Annotated in this window: 21 protein-coding genes; 13 read left to right on the top strand and 8 right to left on the bottom strand. The window is 37.1% G+C overall.

Annotated features, from left to right (window positions below):
* Positions 1 to 8: 8 nt before the first annotated feature.
* The 5 genes from XM47_RS08550 to XM47_RS08530 are packed head-to-tail and all read right to left on the bottom strand — an operon-like array spanning position 9 to position 5,299.
* Complete coding sequence (locus XM47_RS08550; RefSeq protein WP_048691640.1) at positions 9 to 791, bottom strand: peptide ABC transporter ATP-binding protein; 783 nt, start codon at positions 789 to 791, stop codon at positions 9 to 11.
* Positions 792 to 1,781 carry an oligopeptide/dipeptide ABC transporter ATP-binding protein gene (locus tag XM47_RS08545; protein WP_048691638.1) on the bottom strand — a complete coding sequence of 330 codons (990 nt, stop codon included), beginning with the start codon at positions 1,779 to 1,781 and terminating at the stop codon, positions 792 to 794.
* Positions 1,778 to 2,668, bottom strand: coding sequence for an ABC transporter permease subunit (locus XM47_RS08540; RefSeq protein ID WP_048691636.1), 891 nt, complete (start codon positions 2,666 to 2,668; stop codon positions 1,778 to 1,780). The genes XM47_RS08545 and XM47_RS08540 overlap by 4 nt, the downstream gene beginning before the upstream one ends.
* Positions 2,658 to 3,686: an ABC transporter permease subunit gene (locus XM47_RS08535; protein ID WP_048691635.1), complete on the bottom strand. Its 1,029-nt coding sequence runs from the start codon at positions 3,684 to 3,686 to the stop codon at positions 2,658 to 2,660. Before XM47_RS08535 ends, XM47_RS08540 begins: the two co-directional genes overlap by 11 nt.
* A complete protein-coding gene (locus XM47_RS08530; protein ID WP_048691890.1) occupies positions 3,686 to 5,299 on the bottom strand; it encodes an ABC transporter substrate-binding protein in 1,614 nt (537 codons plus the stop codon). The genes XM47_RS08535 and XM47_RS08530 overlap by 1 nt, the downstream gene beginning before the upstream one ends.
* A gap of 167 nt (positions 5,300 to 5,466) precedes the next feature.
* On the opposite strand from XM47_RS08530, the gene rraA reads away from it, so the two are divergent.
* The gene (rraA, locus tag XM47_RS08525; RefSeq protein ID WP_048691888.1) at positions 5,467 to 5,973 is read left to right on the top strand and encodes a ribonuclease E activity regulator RraA; all 507 of its coding nucleotides are present in this window, start codon (positions 5,467 to 5,469) and stop codon (positions 5,971 to 5,973) included.
* A 52-nt stretch (positions 5,974 to 6,025) separates the two neighbouring features.
* Here the strand turns inward: rraA and XM47_RS08520 are convergent, their stop codons facing one another.
* The 3 genes from XM47_RS08520 to paeA form a co-directional block, all read right to left on the bottom strand.
* Positions 6,026 to 8,182: a TonB-dependent receptor gene (locus tag XM47_RS08520; RefSeq protein WP_078061870.1), complete on the bottom strand. Its 2,157-nt coding sequence runs from the start codon at positions 8,180 to 8,182 to the stop codon at positions 6,026 to 6,028.
* Positions 8,183 to 8,373: 191 nt separating this feature from the next.
* Entirely contained in the window at positions 8,374 to 10,629 is a 2,256-nt protein-coding gene (locus XM47_RS08515) for an arginine/lysine/ornithine decarboxylase (RefSeq protein ID WP_048691631.1), read from the bottom strand.
* A gap of 42 nt (positions 10,630 to 10,671) precedes the next feature.
* The gene (paeA, locus tag XM47_RS08510) at positions 10,672 to 11,958 is read right to left on the bottom strand and encodes a polyamine export protein PaeA (RefSeq protein ID WP_048691629.1); all 1,287 of its coding nucleotides are present in this window, start codon (positions 11,956 to 11,958) and stop codon (positions 10,672 to 10,674) included.
* A gap of 505 nt (positions 11,959 to 12,463) precedes the next feature.
* Here paeA and XM47_RS08505 point away from each other — a divergent pair.
* The 12 genes from XM47_RS08505 to rpoS all read left to right on the top strand — a co-directional run bounded on the left by XM47_RS08505 (position 12,464) and on the right by rpoS (position 23,083).
* On the top strand, positions 12,464 to 14,089 hold the full coding sequence (locus XM47_RS08505; RefSeq protein WP_048691627.1) for a CTP synthase: 1,626 nt from the start codon (positions 12,464 to 12,466) through the stop codon (positions 14,087 to 14,089).
* Between the two features lie 73 nt (positions 14,090 to 14,162).
* Positions 14,163 to 15,458, top strand: coding sequence for a phosphopyruvate hydratase (gene eno, locus XM47_RS08500; RefSeq protein WP_048691626.1), 1,296 nt, complete (start codon positions 14,163 to 14,165; stop codon positions 15,456 to 15,458).
* Between the two features lie 159 nt (positions 15,459 to 15,617).
* Positions 15,618 to 16,250 carry a hypothetical protein gene (locus XM47_RS08495; RefSeq protein ID WP_048691624.1) on the top strand — a complete coding sequence of 211 codons (633 nt, stop codon included), beginning with the start codon at positions 15,618 to 15,620 and terminating at the stop codon, positions 16,248 to 16,250.
* A 2-nt stretch (positions 16,251 to 16,252) separates the two neighbouring features.
* Positions 16,253 to 16,534, top strand: coding sequence for a cell division protein FtsB (gene ftsB, locus XM47_RS08490; RefSeq protein ID WP_048691623.1), 282 nt, complete (start codon positions 16,253 to 16,255; stop codon positions 16,532 to 16,534).
* A gap of 1 nt (position 16,535) precedes the next feature.
* Complete coding sequence (gene ispD, locus XM47_RS08485) at positions 16,536 to 17,243, top strand: 2-C-methyl-D-erythritol 4-phosphate cytidylyltransferase (RefSeq protein ID WP_281175808.1); 708 nt, start codon at positions 16,536 to 16,538, stop codon at positions 17,241 to 17,243.
* A 9-nt stretch (positions 17,244 to 17,252) separates the two neighbouring features.
* Positions 17,253 to 17,726, top strand: a complete 474-nt coding sequence (gene ispF, locus XM47_RS08480) for a 2-C-methyl-D-erythritol 2,4-cyclodiphosphate synthase (RefSeq protein ID WP_048691886.1) — start codon at positions 17,253 to 17,255, stop codon at positions 17,724 to 17,726.
* A complete protein-coding gene (truD, locus tag XM47_RS08475) occupies positions 17,726 to 18,760 on the top strand; it encodes a tRNA pseudouridine(13) synthase TruD (RefSeq protein WP_048691619.1) in 1,035 nt (344 codons plus the stop codon). The genes ispF and truD overlap by 1 nt, the downstream gene beginning before the upstream one ends.
* Positions 18,757 to 19,509, top strand: coding sequence for a 5'/3'-nucleotidase SurE (surE, locus tag XM47_RS08470; RefSeq protein ID WP_048691617.1), 753 nt, complete (start codon positions 18,757 to 18,759; stop codon positions 19,507 to 19,509). The genes truD and surE overlap by 4 nt, the downstream gene beginning before the upstream one ends.
* Positions 19,510 to 19,592: 83 nt before the next feature.
* Positions 19,593 to 20,240 carry a protein-L-isoaspartate(D-aspartate) O-methyltransferase gene (locus tag XM47_RS08465; protein WP_048691615.1) on the top strand — a complete coding sequence of 216 codons (648 nt, stop codon included), beginning with the start codon at positions 19,593 to 19,595 and terminating at the stop codon, positions 20,238 to 20,240.
* Between the two features lie 3 nt (positions 20,241 to 20,243).
* Positions 20,244 to 21,188: a DUF368 domain-containing protein gene (locus XM47_RS08460; protein ID WP_048691613.1), complete on the top strand. Its 945-nt coding sequence runs from the start codon at positions 20,244 to 20,246 to the stop codon at positions 21,186 to 21,188.
* 42 nt (positions 21,189 to 21,230) lie between these two features.
* Entirely contained in the window at positions 21,231 to 22,043 is an 813-nt protein-coding gene (locus XM47_RS08455; protein ID WP_048691611.1) for a peptidoglycan DD-metalloendopeptidase family protein, read from the top strand.
* Between the two features lie 74 nt (positions 22,044 to 22,117).
* Complete coding sequence (gene rpoS / locus XM47_RS08450; RefSeq protein ID WP_048691609.1) at positions 22,118 to 23,083, top strand: RNA polymerase sigma factor RpoS; 966 nt, start codon at positions 22,118 to 22,120, stop codon at positions 23,081 to 23,083.
* The last annotated feature ends 102 nt before the right edge of the window (positions 23,084 to 23,185 follow it).

Raw genomic sequence — 23,185 nt, 5'->3', positions numbered from 1 at the left:
ATTTAGGTTTATATAATATTTTTAGATTTCAACATCTGCTGTGAATATAGTAATTTTTTTGTCAGCACATGTCTTGGATTTGTTAATACTTCTGAGGTTTTTCCTTGTTCAACTACCATACCGTTGTGCATCACAAAAACATAGTCGCTGATGTGCTTCACTATGTTGAGGTTATGAGAAACGAAGATATAGGCAAGGCCAAAAGTTTGCTGTAATTCCATAAATAAATTAACCATTTGCGAACGAGTGGATGGATCCATTGCGGCAAAAGGTTTATCAGCAACGATAATTTTAGGATCTAGCATAAGTGCTCTAGCTAAGGCAATACGCTGTTTTTGTCCATTTGAAAGCATATGCGGGTAATGCCAAACATAATCTGATAATAAACCAACGCGATTGAGAATTTTTTCTATTTTTTCTTGTCGTTCAGCTTGATTTAAATTGGTGTTTAGCTTTAAAGGCTCGTCTAGTATTTTACCAATTGATAGATTCGGATTTAGGGAAGTCGCCGGATCTTGGAAAATCATTCTAATTTGCCGACATCTTTCTTTAGCTGAGGTATTTTCTATTGGATTACCGTTTAACAGGATTTGACCTGATGAGGGTTTTTCTGCGCCAGCTAGGAGCTTAGCGAGCGTAGATTTGCCCGAGCCTGTTTCCCCTAAAATGGCTAAGGTTTGGTAATGGTCTAAAGAAAAGCTAACTTTGTGTAGTGCTGTCGTCTTTTTGGTTTTCCAAGGTAAAACGCTTTGCTTATATTCTTTAGATAATTCGTTAACTTCTAAAAGCACTTAAGACTCCATATTAATCGGGTAATGGCAGCTAAACACTTGGCCTTTATACTTAACACTTTTAGGCGTTACAACACATTCTTTTTGCGCTCTTGGGCAACGAGGGCCAAGTCGACATCCGATAGGAAGATGTTGAAGTGGTGGGGTGGAACCTTTTAATGTCTCTAATCGTGATTTTGGCGCTATTTCAGTGTTAAATTTTGGGATGCTTTTAAATAAGGTCTCGGTGTAAGGATGAAAAGGTCTTTTAAGTAATCTTTTTACCGAACCCGATTCTACTGATTGGCCGTTGTAGAGTAGGGTCATTTCATCTGCATATTGCACCACAGACTCTAAATCATGCGTGATTAGTAACACCGACATATCTTTACTTTCATTTAGTTTTTGCAGCAGGCGTAAAATTTGAATTTTGGTTGTACTTTCCATCGCATCGGTGGGCTCATCAGCAATAAGCAATTTTGGATGACGTACAATAGCCATAGCTATGTTCACTTTTTGGCAAAGGCCTTCAGAAAGTTCATGAGCATAACTGTTAGAACAGAAGTCGTAATGTTTAATGCCAACTTTTAGCAATAGCTTATTGACTAGGGTTTTGCGCTCTTGTCTTCTAGTCCAGAATGAACCGGTAAAATCTGATTTTGGTATGACTTCTTCTATTTGTTCACCGATTCGTGCTGTCGGGTCTAAACTTAATTTTGGTTCTTGAAAAATCATAGCAATGTCTTTGCTGATGATTTGTCGTCTTTGCTCTTCCGATTTTCTTAATAAATCTTCACCTTGCCAAAAGAAGCGATCTGCTTTTACATGCCATTTATCTGATAGGGTGCCGGTTAATGCTCGAGCAAATAATGATTTACCTGAGCCGGTTTCGCCGACTAACGCATGGATTGAACCATCCCTCATAGATAGGCTCATTTTATCTATCGCGCTGACATCTAAACTTTCGGTTTTTAATTGTACGGTTAAATTTCTGACATCAAGTAACATTATTCACTCCTTTGCTTAAGTGTGTTACGTATGCCATGCCCCATGGTATGCACCGACAGTAAGCAGATGAACATAGTGATTCCAGGCAGTGTAGCTAGCCAAGAAGCACGATAAATTAAGTCTATACTATCGGCTAGCATAGCGCCCCATTCGGGCGAACCATGTTGAGCACCTAAGCCTAAGAAGCCTAACGCAGCTATATCTAGCATAGCTGCCGAAACTGCTAAACTGTATTGTAAAATGATAGTTTCTATAATATTTGGCAAGATAGTGTTAGTTAAAATATGAAAATCACTGGCACCATCTAAACGAGCTGCTGTGACATACTCTTTTTCTAACTCAATCTTAATTGCAATCCGGGTTCTGTGCACAAATTGTGGAATTAATACGGAAAATACAGCCCAAATTGTATTCTCTAATCCGGGTCCTAAAATCGCTACTATGATAATAGCAAGTAGTAAAGATGGGATAGATAAAATCGTATCTAACAAATGATTGAAAAAGCTCGCACGTAATCCACGACTCATACCTGCCATAGCGCCTAATGCACAGCCGACTAACATAGCGACTAGAGCGACAATTAAACTAATGCCGAAAGTAACTTGTGTACCATGTAATAAACGAGAAAAAACATCTCTGCCTAAATCATCTGTACCGAGTAAAAAATAAACATTACCTGCGGTTTGCCAAGATGGGGGATGCAAAATGTTTTCATTATGCTGAGCGTATGGTGAATAAGGCGCAATAACAGGGGCAAAAACCGCAACAAAAATAAAAGTTGCGACTAAACAAAAACTTACCCAAGAAATATGGTCTGATTTGAATCTAGACCAAGCTATTTGGTATGGTCCAGGATACTGAACTTCTTTATAGATTTGGTTATTTTGCATGTAATGTTTGTCTCGCTAGAGGGTTGACTAACATATGAAGTATATCCAGCACGACGGTAATCATGATCATAATTGAAGCAACTAACAATAAGGTTGCTTGTATTGCCGGGTAATCTCTTTGGTATATCGCCTCTATGAGCCAGTGGCCAATACCGGGCCAAGAAAATATAATTTCAGTTATCATAGTACTTGTCATTAATATATTGAATAGCAGAGAAAACTGAGGAATGATAGGTACTATTGCATTTCTAAAAACATGCCTTGAAATGAGCTCTCTTGTGCTTAGCCCTTTGGTTAATGCAGCTTTAATGTAAGGAGATCGCATAACGTTAACGACTGAACTTCTCATCATACCAATTAACAAGGTCGTTGGTAGAATCGCTAGGGTTAAAGTAGGAAGTACTAAATGTGTTAATGCATCTTGATAAACGGCAAGTTTATTAGGCATGTCAGCTAAAAAAATATCCATTAGTAGAAAACCAGTTTGGCTCGGCACTTCATATAAAAGATTTAATCTGCCAGACATAGGGAAAATTTGGTTATTCAATGAAAAAATCAAAATAAATATTAAACCTGACCAGAATATAGGTACAGAGTTAGCCATAGTCGCTAAGGTAAAAATAATCTTGTCGACTAACTTATGCTGCTTAATACCAGCCCATAAGCCAAGTGGTAAGCCTAAAACCAGAGTTAAGAGCAAGGCGTAAAAGCTTAACTCAATTGAGGCTGGCATAACGCGAATAACATCATCTATTAATGGCGTTTGAGTCGAGAAAGATAACCCTAAGTCGCCATCTAAAATACGCCTTAGATAAATAATGTACTGCTCAAAGTAGGATTGATTCATGCCTAAAGTTTGACTTAAGGCTTCATATTCATCGTAGTCTAAACTTTGCTGACCGCTAAAATTGATAACAGGGTCGCCCGGGAAAAAATGGCCGAGCGAAAAAGAAAATAAACTAATTAAAAATAGTGTGGTAATGAGTAAATTGAGTCGTCTGATTAAATAAACAAACATTAATTCTTCTCCGCATATTTAAAAGATATAGCAGAGAAAGCTTCAAATCTAACATTGTGGATATTATCTTGCTTTGCAATAAAGCTAAGTGAATGAGCAATTGGAAAAAGTGGCAGCTCCGTATTTAAAACTTCTTGGGCTTGGATGAGATAAGCTTTACGTTTTTCTAATGAATCTGATAATTCTGCGTTTACGAGTAGTTCATCAAATTTAGGTTCGCACCACGCTGCTCTATTAATACCAATTATTGCAGCAGAGCAACTGAGTACCGGCCTTAAATAATTATCAGGGTCAGACATATCAGCATTCCAACCAAATAAAACGCTATCGTGTTCATTCATTGATAATTTTTTACGAAGTGCCGTCCATTCAAAATCTATTATTGTGACAGATATACCAACCAAGGCTAAATTGGCTTTAATGACCTCGGCCATTTTTATCGCATTGGGGTTATAGGCTCTTTCAATGTTTGGCGCCCAAATTTCCATTTCAAACCCTGATTTTATTCCTGCTTGAATCAGTAGCTCTTTGGCTTTAACTGGGTCATATTCATATTGTGTCAATTTATTGTTATAAGCCCAAGAGCTTGGAGGTAGTAGGGAGTCTGCCGGGAAAGCAGTGCCGTAATAGATGGTTTTGTAAATTTGCTGTTTGTCTATTGCTAGTGCTAATGCTTGACGGACGATTTTTTGATCAAATGGTGGCTTAAGCGTATTAAATGCCCAATATGAAGTATTTTCAGGTGTTTTAGATTGAACATTTATCCCGTCTTTGTCTTGCAAAATGAGCATTTCACTTGCAGTAGGATAGCTAATGACATCACATTCTGCGCTTAATAATTTGGCTAATCTAGTCGAGCTTTGTGGCGTAATGTCATAGACTAGTTGAGATAATTTAGGCTTATCCCCCCAATAATTTTCATGCACTTTAAACCTAATGTATTGGTCTTTTATGTACTCTTGGAATTTAAAGGGGCCTGTGCCTACAGGTTGAGTATCTATTAGTTGTTTTTCTTCTTTTAAACTTAATTGAGCACCGTATTCAGCAGAGAGTATTACCATATAATCTGTTGCTAATTGCTCGATAAAGCTATTCGATGGCTGTACAAGTCTAATTTGTATTTGATGATCTGATATCCTAATTATATCTTCAATTAATAAATTGAGTTGCTGAGTTTGCATGTACGGATAACTGTCAGCAACGTCATGAAAAGGGTGCGACTTAACCCGCCAGCGATTAAAACTAAATATAATATCATCCGAGTTTAAATTTCTGTTTGGCGTAAAATATTGTGTATTATGAAAGCTAACGTCATCGCGTAAAAAAAAGTTATAAACTGTGCCTTCAGGATTGCTTGTCCAATTTTTAGCAAGGGATGGGACTATTTCATGCGTGATGGGGTTTAACTCCAACAACCTGTCATAAATTTGCCGACCACTTGCATCTATTGTGATGGAAGATGTGGTTGTTTGGGGATTAAAATTTTCAGGACTTCCTTCTGAACAATATATCAAACCGCTTTTAAGCGTATCATTAGACTTTTGTTCACAACCTAAGGTGATAAAGCAAGTTAAAACCATGATAAATAGGTTTAACAACTTTATGTCAATCATTTGCAGTTGACTCACTATTATAATTTTTTATGACAGATTTATCGCAATGATACCTTAGACTGAATAGTTCTGCACTTTAACTCAACCTTAAATTGTCATATTCCCACTATAAATTTAATACTGTCTGGGTATAATCAAGATAGTTTATTTATATGGAGCCTTTGGCTATGGAATTTTCGACCTCTTATATATGCGACACTTATACTGACTTAGTAGATGTTGCTGAGCCTATATTTCTCTCTTATGGTGGAATTTCATCCTTTTCAGGTTGTATAAAAACCATTAAATGCTTTGAACATAATGGTTTAATTCGTTCAGTATTAGAGCAAGATGGTGCTGGTTTAGTCCTTTTGATTGATGGTGGTGGCTCTAAACGCCGAGCTCTAATTGACGCTGAGCTTGCAGAATTAGCCGAAGCAAATAACTGGGAAGGCATTATTTGTTATGGCGCAGTGAGAGATGTCGATGAACTTGAAGACGTTGAAATTGGTATACAAGCTATCTCTGCTATTCCGGTAGGTGCTGAAGATGAAAATATTGGTGAATTAGATGTCGCGGTTAATTTTGCAAGCGTTACTTTTTTGCCTGAAGATTATATCTACGCAGATTCAACAGGTATCGTATTATCGCCTGAGCTTATTCACTTTGATGAAGAAATTGAAGAAGACGAGTAATTCGTCTTCTTTTTAGATATTTTAAGCTAGTTTAGCTGTATCACTTATTGCTTCAATCAGGCCAATAACTAACACCGATAAATACTTCTCTCGGTCTGCCAACAAAATATCTGTATTGGCCAAATGCAAAGTCAGCCCTTTCCGCATAAGTTTTATCCAATAAATTGAATATATTGAGTTTCAACTCGATATTTGAATTGATTTGATAAGCAGTCATTAAATCAAATATCGTGTGCCCTGAATATTCATGTTGATTTTCTGGGTCAAGGTAATAGTTGGATAAATGCTTGGTTGCTAACTGCGTTTTTAAGTTTTCAGTTAGTTGCCAGTCTAGGTTTATTCCTGCCATAAACCTAGGTGCCGTATCTATATCATTATCGGTTAAATCAGCTAAGGATTCATTGCCGTCGAGATCCGTTTGATTGATGTCATTGGCATACCTATGTTTAGCCCAGCTAAAGTTAGCTTGGATACTAAAGGATGGCGATACTTCAATACTACTTTCTACTTCTATGCCTTCATGTTCAGTTTTAGCATGATTAACATAGTTTCTATTACTGTCGAAAAAAATCACATTGGATTTTTTGGCTGTATATAAGCTGACATCTAAGCGGTATTTGTCAGATAAGAAATGTATCCCAGTTTCGAGTGTGTCTATTGTTTGATCTGTAATATCTGGTTTTAACTGGCCATTTTGCAATTTGTACAATTCGGTATTGTGCGGCGCTCTGAATCCATGATCAAATTTAGCATAACCAAATAAGTTTGAGTTAAATTGATACCCTAGCTCTAAGTTGTAAGAAACATGCTGAAATGTATCTTTTCTATCTGCTGGGCGGGTATAACGACAGTTGGCGATCTGACAATTTTCGCCATTTTCTTGCGTATTGCCTGAGTTCATCTGGTTATCATAATCATAACTAATTTGGTCATAGCGTATCGCGCTGTTTATGACGGTATTAGTTGTAATAGGGTAACTGAGCTGAGCGTAAATAGCTTGGTTTAGACTGTTGACTTGGTAATCATAATGCTTACCTTTAGGTAAGATGCTATTTAGAAAATTTGAGCTTGTATTAGTTTGATTGGCTTGCGTTTGTTTTAAGTAGCCTTGCGTGTATTCAGTGTCTAAACCAATCAGCCAACTGCTGTTAGTTTGATCTAAATTGGTGAACTGACCAGAAAAGCCAATACTAGAATGTCCATTTTCTTCAACCGGCGTACCAGGTAAAAAATGCATTAAAAAGGACATATCATTAGCTCTTAAATAAGGTGTTAATGTCCATGCATAGTGATCAGTTTGTGCTTCTATTTTCGCTTGGTAGCGCAGGGCTTTCGCTTTACGAAAAGCCTGAGGATGGTCATTTTGCTTTGTGATGCTTCTATCTTGATACGCATTTTTACCTGCTTGCAGATAACCAGCCGTTTGTTGATCTAAATAATTAATACTGGCTATGTGGGTAACTTTGAATTGTTCACCTTGAGTAGCAAATTGCGCATTTAATTTTAATTCTTTATAGCCTGAGCTCTCTTGGTATCCACCGTCGTGTTTAAGACTTAACCCGACAGCATACTCATTGGCATAATCAAGCATTTTAGTATTGTGTATTTTTAAGTTGGCATATTGGTTAGGCCCAATTATTAGGCTAGCTTGATTTGCTACTTCATTTATGCCAATTAATGGACTGGATAAATTAATTAAACCATGTAGCGCATTTGCGCCATATCGAGCAGAGTGCGTGCCTTTGATCACTTCGATATTACTTGCATTGAAGTAATGATAATCAAAAGTTTGGTTTACATTACAAAAGCCTTTTGCTCTTAGTGGTACACCATTTTCTGCGGTTAAAAATTCACCGCAGCTGCCTGTTCCAGTAAATACAGGCGATCGAATCGCGAGTAAGGACTCTTGACCATTGCCGCGGCTTAACCAAGTTCCTGCTGATTGATTAAATAGTTGATTTAAATGCTGAGCGGATATTTGATTGATTTGTCTATTGGTGATCAGATGACTGTTACCTATCAGTTTTGAGCTGACAATTGGCTGTCTTTGCGCGGTTATAGAAATGTGATCAAGTTCTAGTTTGTTCATTTTCACTTGGTTGTCTATATTGGTGGGTGTTTCTTGCTCAGTTTGCTGCGTGGATAAACTGGCGAGCACCTGAGATGGAATGCAAAAACACAAGAGTAAAATGGAGTAAGTAGAGTGCATAAAGAAAGCTTCTGTTCGTTTACTTTAAATTAAGGTGGGTGAACTATAAAGGAAATGAATAGCTTAAGTTAAGTTTTATCTAACTTTTTTATTGGTGATCTTTTATGTTGATTGGGTCAGCTTTAGGCTGGTTAAAGATAAAGCAGGGGACATGGCTATCCGCCTGCTATGATTCTCAAAACTAGGTTAGATTAATCTTTTACAACATCAATATAATAACCTTCAACGCCATTTATTGTTTCTTTTACTAAACCATGCACGTCAGTTTCAAACCCAGGAAATTCAGAATTAAAATCACGGGCAAACTGTAAGTAGCTAATAATGGTTTTGTTGAATCGCTCTCCCGGTACCATTAATGGTATACCTGGAGGATAAGGCGTAACTAACATTGCAGTGATTCTGCCTTCTATCTCATCAATTGAAACTCGCTCAATTTCTCTATGCGCCATTTTCGCCCAAGCATCCGCTGGTGTCATAGCTGGCTCTATGTTAGACAAATACATATCAGTCGTAATTTTTGCGACATTGTATTTTTTATACATAGAATGAATGCTTTGACATAAATCTCTTAAACCAACTCTTTCATATTGTTTATGTTTGCTCACAAACTCAGGTAACACTCGCCATAAAGGTAAATTTTGGTCGTAGTCATCTTTAAACTGCTGTAACTCTGTCACCATGGAGTTCCAACGGCCTTTGGTAATGCCGATAGTAAACATGATAAAGAATGAATATAGACCGGTTTTTTCAATGATGATGCCATGCTCTGCAAGATACTTGCTGACAATCGCCGCAGGTATGCCTGTGTCGTCAAAATCACCTTTCACATTGAGTCCTGGGGTGATTATGGTTGCTTTGATTGGATCAAGCATGTTGAAACCAGTCTCAATATCACCAAAATCATGCCAGTTATCACCTTGGCGGATTACCCAGTCTTCGCGCTCACCAACACCTTCCTCTGCAATTGTGTCTGGTCCCCAAACTTTAAACCACCAATCGTCGTCCCCAAATTCGTCATCAACTTTACGCATCGCACGACGAAAATCCATTGCTTCTAGCAAGGATTCTTCTACCAAGGCTCTACCACCAGGGGCTTCCATCATTGCGGCTGCGACATCGCATGAGGCAATAATAGAGTATTGCGGGCTAGTAGATGAATGCATTAAGTATGATTCATTAAATCTATGTGTATCTAATTTACGATTATTACCATTTTGTACCAAAATTTGTGATGCTTGTGACAAGCCAGCAAGCAACTTATGTGTTGATTGAGTTGAAAACACTAAAGTGTCATCAGATCTCGGTCTATCAGTACCTATAGCATGCATATTTTTGTAAAAATCATGGAAGGTGGCATGTGGTAACCAAGCTTCGTCAAAATGTAACGTATCTATAGTGTTACCTAAGATATCTTTAATTTCTTCAACATTATAAAGGATGCCATCATAAGTACTTTGAGTGATGGTTAAAATCCTTGGTTTTTTGTTTTTAGCATTACGTGCAAATGGATTCGCTTCGATTTTCTTTTGAATCGACTCAGGACTAAATTCCGATTTAGGAATTGGGCCTATGATGCCGTAATGATTTCGTGTTGGCATTAAAAATACTGGAATAGCACCTGTCATGATGATCGAATGTAAAATAGATTTATGGCAGTTACGATCAACCACCACTATATCTCCAGGGGCAACAGTTGAATGCCAAACGATTTTATTAGACGTTGATGTACCATTCGTCACAAAAAATAGATGGTCGCTATTAAATATGCGAGCCGCATTCTGTTCGCTTGCAGCGACAGGACCTGTGTGATCAAGTAATTGCCCAAGTTCATCTACTGAATTACAAACATCCGCACGTAACATATTTTCACCAAAAAATTGGTGAAACATTTGTCCAACTGGGCTTTTTAAAAATGCGACGCCACCAGAGTGTCCAGGACAATGCCAAGAGTAAGAGCTATCACTTGCATAATCCATTAACGCATTAAAAAACGGCGGTGCTAATGAATCTAAATATTTTTTAGCTTCTCTAATAATATGCTTTGCAACAAACTCTGGCGTATCCTCAAACATATGAATAAAGCCATGTAGTTCTCTCAGTACGTCATTTGGAATGTGTTGCGAGGTTTTAGTTTCGCCATATAAAAAAATCGGAATATCAGCATTTCGGTTACGCACCGCTCTGATAAATGCACGTAATGGCGCAATGGCATTTTCAACTGCTTCAGTTGAACCATCGCCAAATTCTTCATCGTCAATTGAAACGATAAAGCAAGAAGCTCTACTAGCTTGCTGTGCAAATGCAGTTAAATCGACGTAACTGGTAAAGCCGATAACTTCCATACCTTCGTTACCGATAGATTCAGCAAGATCTCGGATACTAGAACCGGATATATTTTCTGCTCTGAAATCTTCATCAATGACGACGATTGGAAAGCGAAATTTCATTGGCATTATTCCTTTTATAAAGATTAAGTTAGGGTTATTTAATTAAGTATTCGTTATTTTTGTGACAAGTAATTTACTGATTCTCAGTTTATCCATGTCGACGACTTCAAATCGATAGTTAGAAAATAGAACACTATCGGTTAATTGTGGTAGTTTTTTTAATTTATGCATGATGAATCCAGATAAAGTTTCATAATTTTCTGGATCAGACATTTCAGCGACATCTAAGACTCGAGACACATCAATAATTGCAGCGCTACCATCCATTAACCATGAATTTGCGTCTCTTTTTAGAATCAATTGTTCAGTCATTTGACCGTTAAAGCCATCAACTACGACATTGATAACGTCTTTAATTGTTACTAAGCCGACGACCAATGAGTATTCGTTAAGTACAATCGCGACTGGTTGCGTATGGTGTTTAAAAGCCTCAAGCGCTTCAGATAAACTAAGTGAATCAGGTAAAAAAAACACATCCTTTTCTATCATGTCTGGCGTGATTTCAGCTTGATAGCCAGCTAATACTTTTTTTAGTAATGCTTTAGACTCTACAATACCGACAATTTGATCTAAATTATTGTCACACATAAGATAAAAATTATGCGGATGGTTAATAATTTTTGCGCTGATATCTTGGCTTGTATCCTGATCATCAAAATAAATAATGTCATCTCTAACTGTCATAACCGACATTAAGCTTCGGTTTTCTAGCTCAAATACATTACCTATCATTTCGTATTCATGGCTTTGAATAGAACCACTAGCAGCACCTGCATCCATCATGGCGACTATATCTTGTGCTGTGACAATATCGACTCTTTCAGTAGGAAGCCGGCATAGCTTCATAATTAAATTGGATAGCCCATCAAATAAAACCACAAAAGGTTTAAGTATAGTGACGCAAAACATCATAGGTTTAGCGACTTTAAGTGCGATTGTTTCAGGCAATGCCATGCCAATCCGTTTTGGAATTAAATCGGCAAATAAAATGAATAAACTGGTGACGAAAAAGAAAGATAAAGTAAAGCTAATTGGATGTAAAAAATCGCCTTGATAAAAGTACGCAATGAGTTCCTTAATCATAGGCGTAAATGCGGCTTCACCAATAATACCGCCAAGGATAGCAATTGCATTTAAAGCAATTTGAATTGCGGCAATGAAAGCACCTGAGTTTGCTTGTAATGCAAGCACTAATTTTGCTTGTTGATTACCTTCGTCAACTAAAACGTTAAGTTTAATTTGACGAGCAGCAGCAAGAGAAATCTCTGCGATTGCAAAGAATGCGCTGGCGATAATAAGTAGGCAAATCCAAATGAAATCTTGGTTCATAAAAACTCCTAAAGAAAGTTAGCTTAGGAGCTGTTTTAGACCGAGATTTTGAGTTTGGCTAAAACAATTTGGGCTATCTATTCTTTCATTAATCAAAACAAAAAAAAGACATTGTTGTTTGCTGCTTCAATACTTTATGGTACTAGCAAACTAAAAAATAATAAGCAGTAATTAAGCTTGCTTATTTTTTGCGAATTAAAACAGTTTTTTGAAAAAAAAAAAGCATTATTTTCAATTATTTTTAAATTAATTAATTTAGGTGATTGTAGACAAATTTAATACAGGGAATAGCTGGGTTTAAATTTAATTTGTATAAATTGTGTTACATAAAAGTCGGCAAAACATCGTAAAGGGTAAGCGTTTTAACAAATAACCTGCACTAGATGATTAGCATAATTTATTTTTATGATAATTCTATCACTCTACATTTGTTTTGTGGCTTCTCAGTCTGCTATAATGTCGCCCCGTCTGTAGTGTCTATTTTTTTCTTTTTTTCAGGGTTCGCATGACGACTAAATATATATTTGTAACGGGTGGGGTTGTTTCTTCACTTGGTAAAGGGATTGCTGCGGCTTCTTTAGCTGCTATTTTGGAAGCTCGTGGTCTTAAAGTGACTATTTTAAAGCTTGATCCATATATTAACGTTGACCCAGGCACTATGAGCCCGATTCAGCACGGTGAAGTTTTCGTTACAGAAGATGGCGCCGAAACCGATCTTGATTTAGGTCATTACGAAAGATTTATTCGTACCAAAATGACTAAAAGTAATAACTTTACTCAAGGTCGTGTATACCAAGATGTTATTGCACGTGAACGACGTGGTGACTATTTAGGTGCAACGATTCAAGTCATTCCTCATATAACGAACGAAATCAAACAAAGAGTGATTGATGGTGCAAAAGGCAGTGACATTGCATTTGTAGAGATCGGCGGCACAGTTGGTGATATTGAATCTCAACCTTTCTTAGAGGCAATTCGTCAGTTAGGCACAGAGCTTGGACGTGAAAATGCAATGTACATGCATTTAACGCTTGTGCCTTATATGCGTGCTTCTGGCGAAGTCAAAACTAAGCCTACTCAACACTCAGTTAAAGAACTACGTTCAATTGGTATTCAACCAGATATTTTGGTTTGTCGCTCAGAGAATTCAATTCCAGCAAACGAGCGCAAGAAAATATCTTTATTCACAAACGTAGAAGAAAAAGCTGTTATTGCGCTTAAAGATGTTGATAGTATTTATCGCATCCCTGCGTTATTAAAATCTCAAGGTTTAGATGAATTAGTGACTCGTCGTTTCCATTTAGATTGCCCAGAAGCGGATCTAACTGAATGGGAACAGGTATTATATGAAGAGTCTAATCCAAATGGCGAAGTATCAATCGGTATGGTTGGTAAATATGTCGAACTTGCTGATGCTTATAAATCAGTTAATGAAGCTCTTAAACATGCAGGCCTTAAAAATCGTTTAACGGTTAATATCGTTTATATAGATTCGCAAGACTTAGAATCTAAAGGCACTGAAATGCTAGCTAATTTAGATGCTATTTTAGTACCTGGCGGTTTTGGTGAGCGTGGCACAAGCGGTAAAATGCTTGCGGCACAATATGCACGTGAAAAAAATGTACCTTATTTAGGTATCTGTTTAGGTATGCAAATGGCACTTATTGAGTTTGCTCGAAATGTTGCCGGTTTAGAAAATGCAAACAGCACAGAATTTGATTCTGAAACACCACATCCAGTTGTTGGGTTAATTACAGAATGGAAAAATGCTGAAGGTGATGTCGAAGTTAGAACAAATCAATCTGATTTAGGCGGCACTATGCGCTTAGGCAGTCAGCTTTGTCATATTAAAGCGGGTACTCGAGCAGAAGAGGCTTATGGCTCAACTGAAATTTATGAGCGTCATCGTCATAGATATGAAGTAAACGACAACTATATTGCTCAATTAGAAGCTGCTGGATTAGTTTTCTCTGGCTTATCTTCAGATAAAAAATTAGTAGAAATGATTGAGTTACCAAATCATCCTTGGTTTGTAGCAGCTCAATTCCACCCAGAATTTACTTCGACACCACGTGATGGCCACGCCTTATTTAAAGGTTTTGTAGCAGCTGCACATGCTTGTCAAAAGTAATTGATTTAAAATAAATATAGATATTAAAACAGCGAAATAATCGCAACTTATATATTAAGAGGACGAACCACACATGGCATCTATCGCTAAAATTCATGCTCGTGAAATCATAGATTCACGCGGCAACCCAACTATCGAAGCTGACGTAACTTTAGAAAGCGGTGCATTTGGCCGTGCAGCAGCACCATCTGGTGCTTCAACTGGTACTCGTGAAGCTTTAGAATTACGTGATGGTGATAAAGCACGTTTCTTAGGTAAGGGTGTTTTAAAAGCTGTTGCTAACGTAAATGATTTAATTGCACCTGCATTAGCAGGCAAAAATGCATTAGCACAAGCTGAAATCGATCAAATCATGATCGATTTAGATGGTACAGAAAATAAAGACAAATTAGGCGCAAATGCAATTTTAGCGGTTTCTTTAGCGGTTGCTAAAGCAGCTGCAGCAGAAAAAGGCGTTGCTTTATACGAGCACATTGCTGACTTAAATGGCACATCTGGTCAATTCAGCATGCCTTTACCTATGATGAACATCATCAATGGTGGTGAGCATGCAGACAACAACGTTGATATCCAAGAATTTATGGTTCAACCTGTTGGCGCTAAAACGTTCAAACAAGCTATCCAAATGGGTGCTGAAATTTTCCATAACTTGAAAAAAGTTTTAGCTTCTAAAGGTTATAACACAGCAGTTGGTGATGAGGGTGGTTTTGCACCAGATCTTAAATCAAATGCAGAAGCATTAGCAGTTATCGTTGAAGCTGTTGAAAAAGCTGGCTACAAAATGAACGAAGAAGTAACTTTAGCATTAGATTGTGCTGCTTCTGAATTCTACGCAGACGGTAAATACAACCTTAAAGGTGACAACAAATCATTTACTTCAGCTGAATTCGGTGATTACTTAGCTGATTTATCTGCACAATACCCAATCGTTTCTATCGAAGATGGTTTAGACGAAAGTGACTGGGATGGTTGGAAATTATTAACTGATAAATTAGGTGATAAAGTTCAATTAGTTGGTGATGATTTATTCGTAACTAATACTAAGATCCTTAAGCGTGGTATTGAGCAAAGCATAGGTAACTCTATCTTAATCAAGTTCAACCAAATCGGTTCATTAACTGAGACTTTAGAAGCAATCAAATTAGCTAAAGACGCTGGTTTCACTGCTGTAATTTCTCATCGTTCAGGTGAAACTGAAGATGCAACAATTGCTGACTTAGCTGTTGGTACTGCTGCTGGTCAAATCAAAACTGGTTCTATGAGCCGTTCTGACCGTGTAGCTAAATACAACCAGTTATTACGTATTGAAGAAGTTTTAGGTGATAAAGCTGTTTTCAACGGTCGTAAAGAGATTAAAGGTCAAGCTTAATTGCTGAACCTGCGACCATATATCAAGTTTTCTTAGCGAAAACTTGATTGTCGCGCATAATCTGGTAAATATGGTGTTTTAATTGAGATATTTAAATATATCGACCAATTAAAGCACCTTTTTTATATCTGGAGTATGGCTAAAGCCAAATAATAATAAATGCTAGAGCAACAAGATTTTGCCAATGATAGCTCAAGACTTTTGTCTTATGCTCAACTGTGTAACGTTTTTTATGAGCGAGAATTGCGTTTATTAACGGCCTGTGATTACAAGCCGGACATGCTAAAAAAACGACTTAATAGCCTGCCTTTTTATATTAAACGCGCTGCTGAATCATTATTATCTTTAGAAAATCCACTATCGCTCGATACTCAGAACGGCACTTGGTCGGCCAAACAAAAACGTAAATCTCCGACCGAAAAAATCACTATAGAAATGAATCAAAAATGGTTAACTGATTATGCCCAAGTAGGCTTGATCGTGCCTGTCGTTATTATTGAACATGGCCATTGTCATTTTCGCTTAGACTGTATTGATTTGATTAAAGAGGGTCGGATTCGACTTAACGAACATGGTTGGTTTACGTTTGATGGCCAACAATTATCTGATACCCCTAAACCGCATAAGGCCATATACAAAGCAACGAGGGAAGTGATGACTGCTGCGGCATGTGGGCATCAGTGGATCGGAACTGATACTACATTTCCAAGAACATTAACATTGCGAGAATTATTACTAACCACAGTGATTAATTGGACCAATTTAAATAAGCCTATGCTGCTAGCACATTAATTATGAAATTATTTCGTTTAGGACTAATCATTATTTTTATCAGTCTTCAATACCGGCTTTGGTTTGGTGAAAATGCTTATCCAGAACATTTGAAAATGAGTGATAAAGTTACAAAATTGAATAAAGAAAATGAACAGTTAGCAACGCGAAATAAAGTCATGATGGCAGATATCCAAGATTTAAAATCAGGCTTAGAAGCGATAGAAGAAAGAGCCAGAAATGAATTAGGTTTAATTAAAAGTAATGAAACCTTTTACCGAATAGCACCAACAGATAGTAAATAAAGTGACAACACAAAATATTATTGCAGTTATTCCTGCAGCTGGCGTCGGTCGTCGAATGGGCGCTAATTTACCTAAACAATATTTAAAAATATTAGGTAAAACGATTTTAGAACATACTATTTTAAAGTTAATCAGTGTAAAACAAATCAGCCGTATTGTAGTTGCAGCATCCAAATCAGATCCTTACATCGCAGATATAATTAAACCTTATTCTGATGTAATTACTTTAGTTGAAGGTGGACAAGAAAGAGCAGACTCGGTTTTAGCTGGACTTAACGCTATAGAAGCTAGTGCAAATACATGGGTATTGGTTCATGATGCCGCTCGGCCGTGCGTATTAACTGCGGATATAAATAATTTAATCAGCCAATGTATTAAATTAGAGCGGGGCGGGATTTTAGCGTCTCCAGTTGCTGATACTATGAAACGCGATGATGGCAATTTAAATATTTCGAAAACGGAACAGCGAAAAGGTATGTGGCATGCATACACACCACAAATGTTTAAATTGCTAGAGTTAAAACAAGCTATATCAAAAGGCTTAGCAAATCAGGCAGAAATAACAGACGAAGCCTCTGCTATGGAGTATATCGGTAAACCTGTATTGTTAGTTGAGAGTAATAACTGCAATATAAAGGTTACTCGACCCGATGATTTAGCTTTGGCTGAATTTTTTTTACAAAAATCAATTGAAAGTAATAAAGAGTAATCAATGAATATTAGAATTGGCCATGGCTTTGATGTACATAAATTTGGTGGTAATGGACCTATTATTCTAGCTGGGGTATCGATAGAGCATGAGTTTGGTTTCATTGCACATTCTGACGGCGATGTCGCTATTCATGCAATATGTGATGCGGTTTTAGGCGCACTGGCTTTAGGTGATATCGGCAATCACTTCCCCGATACCAGTGCCGATTTTGAAAATATAGATAGCCGGATTTTGTTACGTCATGTCCTCAAGTTAATGACAGAAAAAGGTTATAAACTAGGCAATTTAGATGTCACTATTATCGCGCAAGCGCCTAAAATGGCACCGCATATTCAAAATATGAGAGCCATTTTAGCACAAGATTTTCAATCAGAGATTGATCAAATTAATGTAAAAGCGACTACGACCGAGAAATTAGGTTATGCCGGCCGTAAAGAAGGCATTGCCGTTCATTCAGTTGTTTTATTGGATAAAGCATAATGGATTTAGCTTACATCCACGGCAAGCCTGAATTACAAGGCAGCATACGTAATGCTAATCAGGATTTCCAAGTCGAAGAAGTACTTGGCTTTGAATTAGATGGGCAAGGAGAGCATATTTGGTACTGGATTGAAAAAGAAGGCCAAACAACTAACGCTGTAATTAAAGAGTTCGCCCGTAAAACGGGTGTTCAGGCCAAAAAAATTGGCTATTCAGGCATGAAAGATAAATATGCGATTACTCGTCAATGGATTTGCTTGCCTTGGCCAATCAAAAAAGCAGATCCAATCTTAAGTTTAGAGACTTGTAAAATTTTACGATGTGGCCGCCATAGCAAAAAATTAAAAATTGGTACACATAAAAAAAATAAGTTTAAGATTAAAATTCAGCTAAATAGTGGCGATCTTAACTCAGTAGAAAGCCGTCTTACTTCAATTGCGAATTTAGGTGTTGCTAATTATTTTGGTGAACAAAGATTTGGCCGTGATGGAGATAATGTCGATTCAGCCATTAAAATGTTTACTGGAGAGAAAAAAGTTTTCGATAGAAAGCTACGTGGCATGTTTTTATCTGCAGCTCGTTCAGAAATTTTTAACCAAGTTTTAAACAAACGAATTGAGCGTAATTTATTTCAGCCAACTTTAGGCGATGCTTTTATGTTATCTGGCTCTAATTCATTCTTTGTTGCAGAAGAGATTGATGATGCAATTATTCAGCGTTTTAACTCAGGCGATATTTTATTGAGTGGGTTAATGTTTGGTGAAGGCGAAAGCATAACACAGGGTCAAATCTTACAGCTAGAACAAGAAGTAATTGAAGTGAATAAAGTTATAGCTGATGGTTTGGTAGAGGCAGGTTTAAAGCAAGACAGAAGATCTTTACAGTTACCTGTCGAAGATTTATCTTGGGAGTTGATAGACAAACAAGATAATCAGGCCTTGGTTTTATCATTTGTGTTATCAGCTGGTAGTTTTGCAACCTCAGTGTTAAGAGAAGTTGTGCAATATCAAGATGTGACAAGGAAGCCTAGTTGAGAATTTTATTAAGCAATGATGATGGCGTAGATGCAATTGGGCTAAAAACGCTGTATGAAGTGTTGTCAAAAGCGCATCAAGTCACAGTTATTGCGCCTGACCGAAATTGCAGCGGGGCGAGTAATAGTTTAACCCTAGTCAATCCCTTAAGGGTTAAGCAATTGGACAATGGATTTTATTCCGTTAACGGTACGCCAACCGATTGTGTCCATATCGGTATTAACCAGTTAATGCATGAAAAACCTGATATAGTTATTTCAGGTATTAATCATGGACCTAATTTAGGTGATGATGTTATTTATTCTGGTACTGTGGCGGCTGCAACAGAAGGCAGATATATGGGATTACCTGCAATTGCGGCTTCTTTAGCTGATTATGATAGTCAGGATTTTTTTTACGCTGCAACTATCATAGCTTCTATATTGGAACAAATAGAAAGTCATCCTATCCCAAATGATCAAATTCTAAATATCAATATACCAGCTTTACCCAAAAATGAGATTCAAGGGATAGCTGCTACAAGATGTGGTCGTCGTCATCAAGCCGAGACTATGGTTAAATCAAAAGACCAACATGGCCGAGAGATATATTGGTATGGGCCAGTGGGAGAAATAAAGGATGCTTCCGCAGGCACTGATTTTTATGCAATTACTCAAGGATATGTGTCCGTTACTCCCATTAGTGTGGATATGACAGCAAAAGAGAGTATAAATTTACTGGATAGCTGGTTTACAGAGATGAAAATTTGATACCATATCATCGAATTTCGTATCTTCTATGTTCTGATTAAATATTAATAATTAAATTTCTATAGTGGTGTTATAAAAATAATATGTCTATTGGTCTAAATTTCGCTCGCAGTGGTGAGCGTTTAACTCAAATCTTGATTCAAGAAGGAATCAAAAATCAACAAGTACTAGAAGCTGTATCAAGAGTACCAAGACATGCTTTTATTCAACCAGCTTTAGCCCATAAAGCTTATGAAAATACAGCTTTGCCAATTGGCAAAGGGCAAACTATCTCTCAACCTGCAATTGTAGCCAGAATGACAGAAATCGTTTTAGATCATCATCCTGAACTTTCGAATGTGCTAGAAATAGGTACGGGTTGCGGTTATCAAACGGCCGTATTAGCTCAGCTTGTCGATAAGGTTTTTTCTGTTGAACGAATTTCGTCATTACAATTTCAAGCAAGACGTGTTTTACGTCAACTAGATTTACATAATATCAGTTTAAAACACGGTGATGGTTGGAAAGGGTGGGCAAGTAAAGCGCCTTTTGATGCCATTATAGTCACAGCGGCAGCTGCATCTGTACCTCAAAAACTATTGGCGCAAATTGCAGATAACGGCATTATGGTTATTCCAGTGGGTGTCGAAGATCAGGTATTAAAAGTGATCAAACGCAGTGGTGATGATTTTCAAATATCTGATGTAGCGAATGTTAAATTTGTACCATTGGTTGCAGGTGACATAGAGTAATTTATGCAAAAAAAAATAAGAAGTGCTAAAGACTATGCATTGTTAACTGCCAAAGGTATGGCTATGGGGGCGGCTGATGTTGTTCCTGGCGTTTCTGGTGGAACGATAGCATTTATTACTGGAATCTACGATGAGTTACTTGGTTCACTTAAAAATTTAGGCCCTTCAGCGTTATCTATCTTAATTAAGCAAGGATTTAATCCGTTTTGGCAGCACATTAATGGTTGGTTTTTAGTCGCTGTTTTTGGTGGTATTTTAATTAGCTTAAAAACCTTCGCTGCATTGATCATGGTTGCACTTGAATCACACCCTTTGCAAGTATGGGGCTTTTTTTCAGGGTTAATCCTTGCTTCAATCTATTTACTATACAAATCAAACCCAAGTTTTAGGGTAAAGGAATGGCTTGGCTTGTTGATCGGTGCTTCACTCGTTTATGCGATATCCATATCATCCCCAGGACAATTGGCTGGAGATTGGTGGATTTTGTTTCTTGGTGGTTTCGTGGCTATATGCGCGATGATATTGCCTGGCATATCAGGAAGCTTTATCCTTTTACTTGTCGGCCTATATCCTGTGTTTTTAAATGCGATAAATGACTTTGATATAGTGTCATTAGCTAGTTTTGGCGCAGGTTGCTTTACAGGCCTACTCGTATTTTCAAAATTTCTACACTGGTTATTAGCTAAATACTACTCAGTAACTGTAGCTGTTCTGACTGGATTTTTAGTTGGCTCGCTTAATGTGACATGGCCGTGGAAACAAGTTATTCAAACAACAGTAAATAGGCATGGGGAAGAAATTCCAATTGTACAGCAAAATGTGCTACCTGATAGTTATATACAAATTACAGGCAATGATAGTTTGTTTATATCAGTATGTATTTTCAGTTTACTAGGTTTAATGCTTGTCGTTTCCACTGAAAAATTAGCCGAGTTACTTAAAAAGTAGCCATAGAATATTTTTCGTTATTATAAAAGGAGCTAAATAATAATGGCAAAAGAGCAAAAAGTTCTTAACCTTATTTTAATTAGTTCTTTATTTCTAACTGCCTGTGCTAAAAGAACAGGTCCAGCCCCTGTTACCTCAGTGTACCGGGGTAACACCATTCATGATTACAAACCTAAATCATTGAATTCCAGTCAGTATATCGTTCAAAAGGGCGACACCTTATATAGCATAGCTTTCAGAGCGGGTGTGGATTATCGGAAATTAGCGCAAATGAATGGGATTTCGTTATCTTCAAATATCTATCCCGGTCAAAAATTGAATTTGGTGATTGGTAATAAAAATAGAGGTAAGAAATCCAATAAAAAAACTACGAAATTAACTAAAAAAATAGTTGAACATAAAAAGCAAGAGGAGTATGTTGTTAATCAAGGTAAACAAGTTGTTACAGAAATTAACAATAATAAAAATAACACTTCTACATTTAATATTAAAAATTGGCAATGGCCAGCTGAAGGCAAAATTATTGCTCGATTTTCAAATAAAGACTTAGGTAATAAAGGGTTAGAGATATCAGCTAAAGAAGGTACACCAATCTTGGCTGCTAACTCAGGTAAAGTCGTTTATGCTGGTAATGCACTTCGTGGTTACGGGAATTTAATAATAATAAAACACTCCGATGACTATTTAAGCGCTTATGCTCATAACAAACGCATACTGGTTAAAGAATTACAATGGATTCACGTTGGGCAAAAAATTGCTGAAATGGGAAATTCAGAAAGTGATACCGTTAAATTGAGATTCGAGATTCGGTTTAAAGGAAATACAGTTAATCCTGAAAAGTTTCTTCCTAAATAATAAGCAGGTTGAAACATTCTAGGTTGATTATAGTGGGAACGAGAAATTCTAATGTTGTTAATGGGAGACAATATATGAGCCAAGTAAATACTAGTAAAAACCAAGAGTTTGTTGAAGAGTCTGAAGTTAGTGTTGATGCCTCGGTTGAAGATATTGAAAAAGAAGCTGCGATGGAAGAAGTATTCGCAGCCGAAGAAGTCACAAAAACGTTAGATGCCACTCAAATATACTTAAGTGAAATCGGTTTTTCGCCTTTATTGTCTGCTGAAGAAGAAGTCTTTTTTGCAAGAAAGGCATTGAAAGGTTGTGAAGCTTCAAGAAAGCGTATGATCGAAAGCAACTTAAGATTAGTTGTAAAAATTGCTCGACGTTACAACAATCGCGGACTAGCTTTATTAGACTTAATAGAAGAAGGTAACTTAGGTTTAATCAGAGCTGTTGAGAAATTCGATCCTGAACGCGGTTTTAGATTCTCTACATATGCTACATGGTGGATACGTCAAACGATTGAACGTGCCATTATGAATCAAACTAGAACGATTCGCCTACCTATACATGTAGTGAAAGAACTAAATGTATACTTAAGAACCGCGAGAGAATTAGCCCAAAAATTAGATCATGAACCTACAGCTGAAGAAATTGCAGAAAAGCTAGATAAGCCAGTTTCTGAAGTTAGTAAGATGCTTCGCTTAAATGAAAAAATTAGTTCAGTAGACACACCAATCGGTGGGGACTCTGAAAAAGGCTTGTTAGATATTTTATCTGATGAGCGTAGTGATGGACCTGAAGAGTCACTTCAAGACAACGATATTAAAAATAATATTGTACATTGGTTAAGTGAACTTAATGCCAAGCAAAGAGAAGTATTAGCAAGACGCTTTGGCTTGTTAGGTTACGAAGCTTCTACACTAGAAGATGTGGGCAAAGAAATTGGTTTGACGCGCGAGCGTGTACGCCAAATTCAGGTTGAAGCGTTAAGAAGATTAAGAGATATTCTATCTCATGAAGGCTTATCGATGGAATCTCTCTTTCAGATGTAGTTTTAATCCTTATCTATGAAGCCTCTTATGAGGCTTTTTTTATCTCTAAAATTAGAACAAACGTACCAAAATAGACTTTTTTGATTGTTTTTTAATCGAACA

This window comes from Catenovulum maritimum (genome assembly GCF_001050375.1).
GTDB classification, from domain to species: domain Bacteria; phylum Pseudomonadota; class Gammaproteobacteria; order Enterobacterales; family Alteromonadaceae; genus Catenovulum; species Catenovulum maritimum.
Note: the sequence above shows the minus strand (reverse complement) of the source record. Positions and strands in the feature narration are given on the sequence as shown.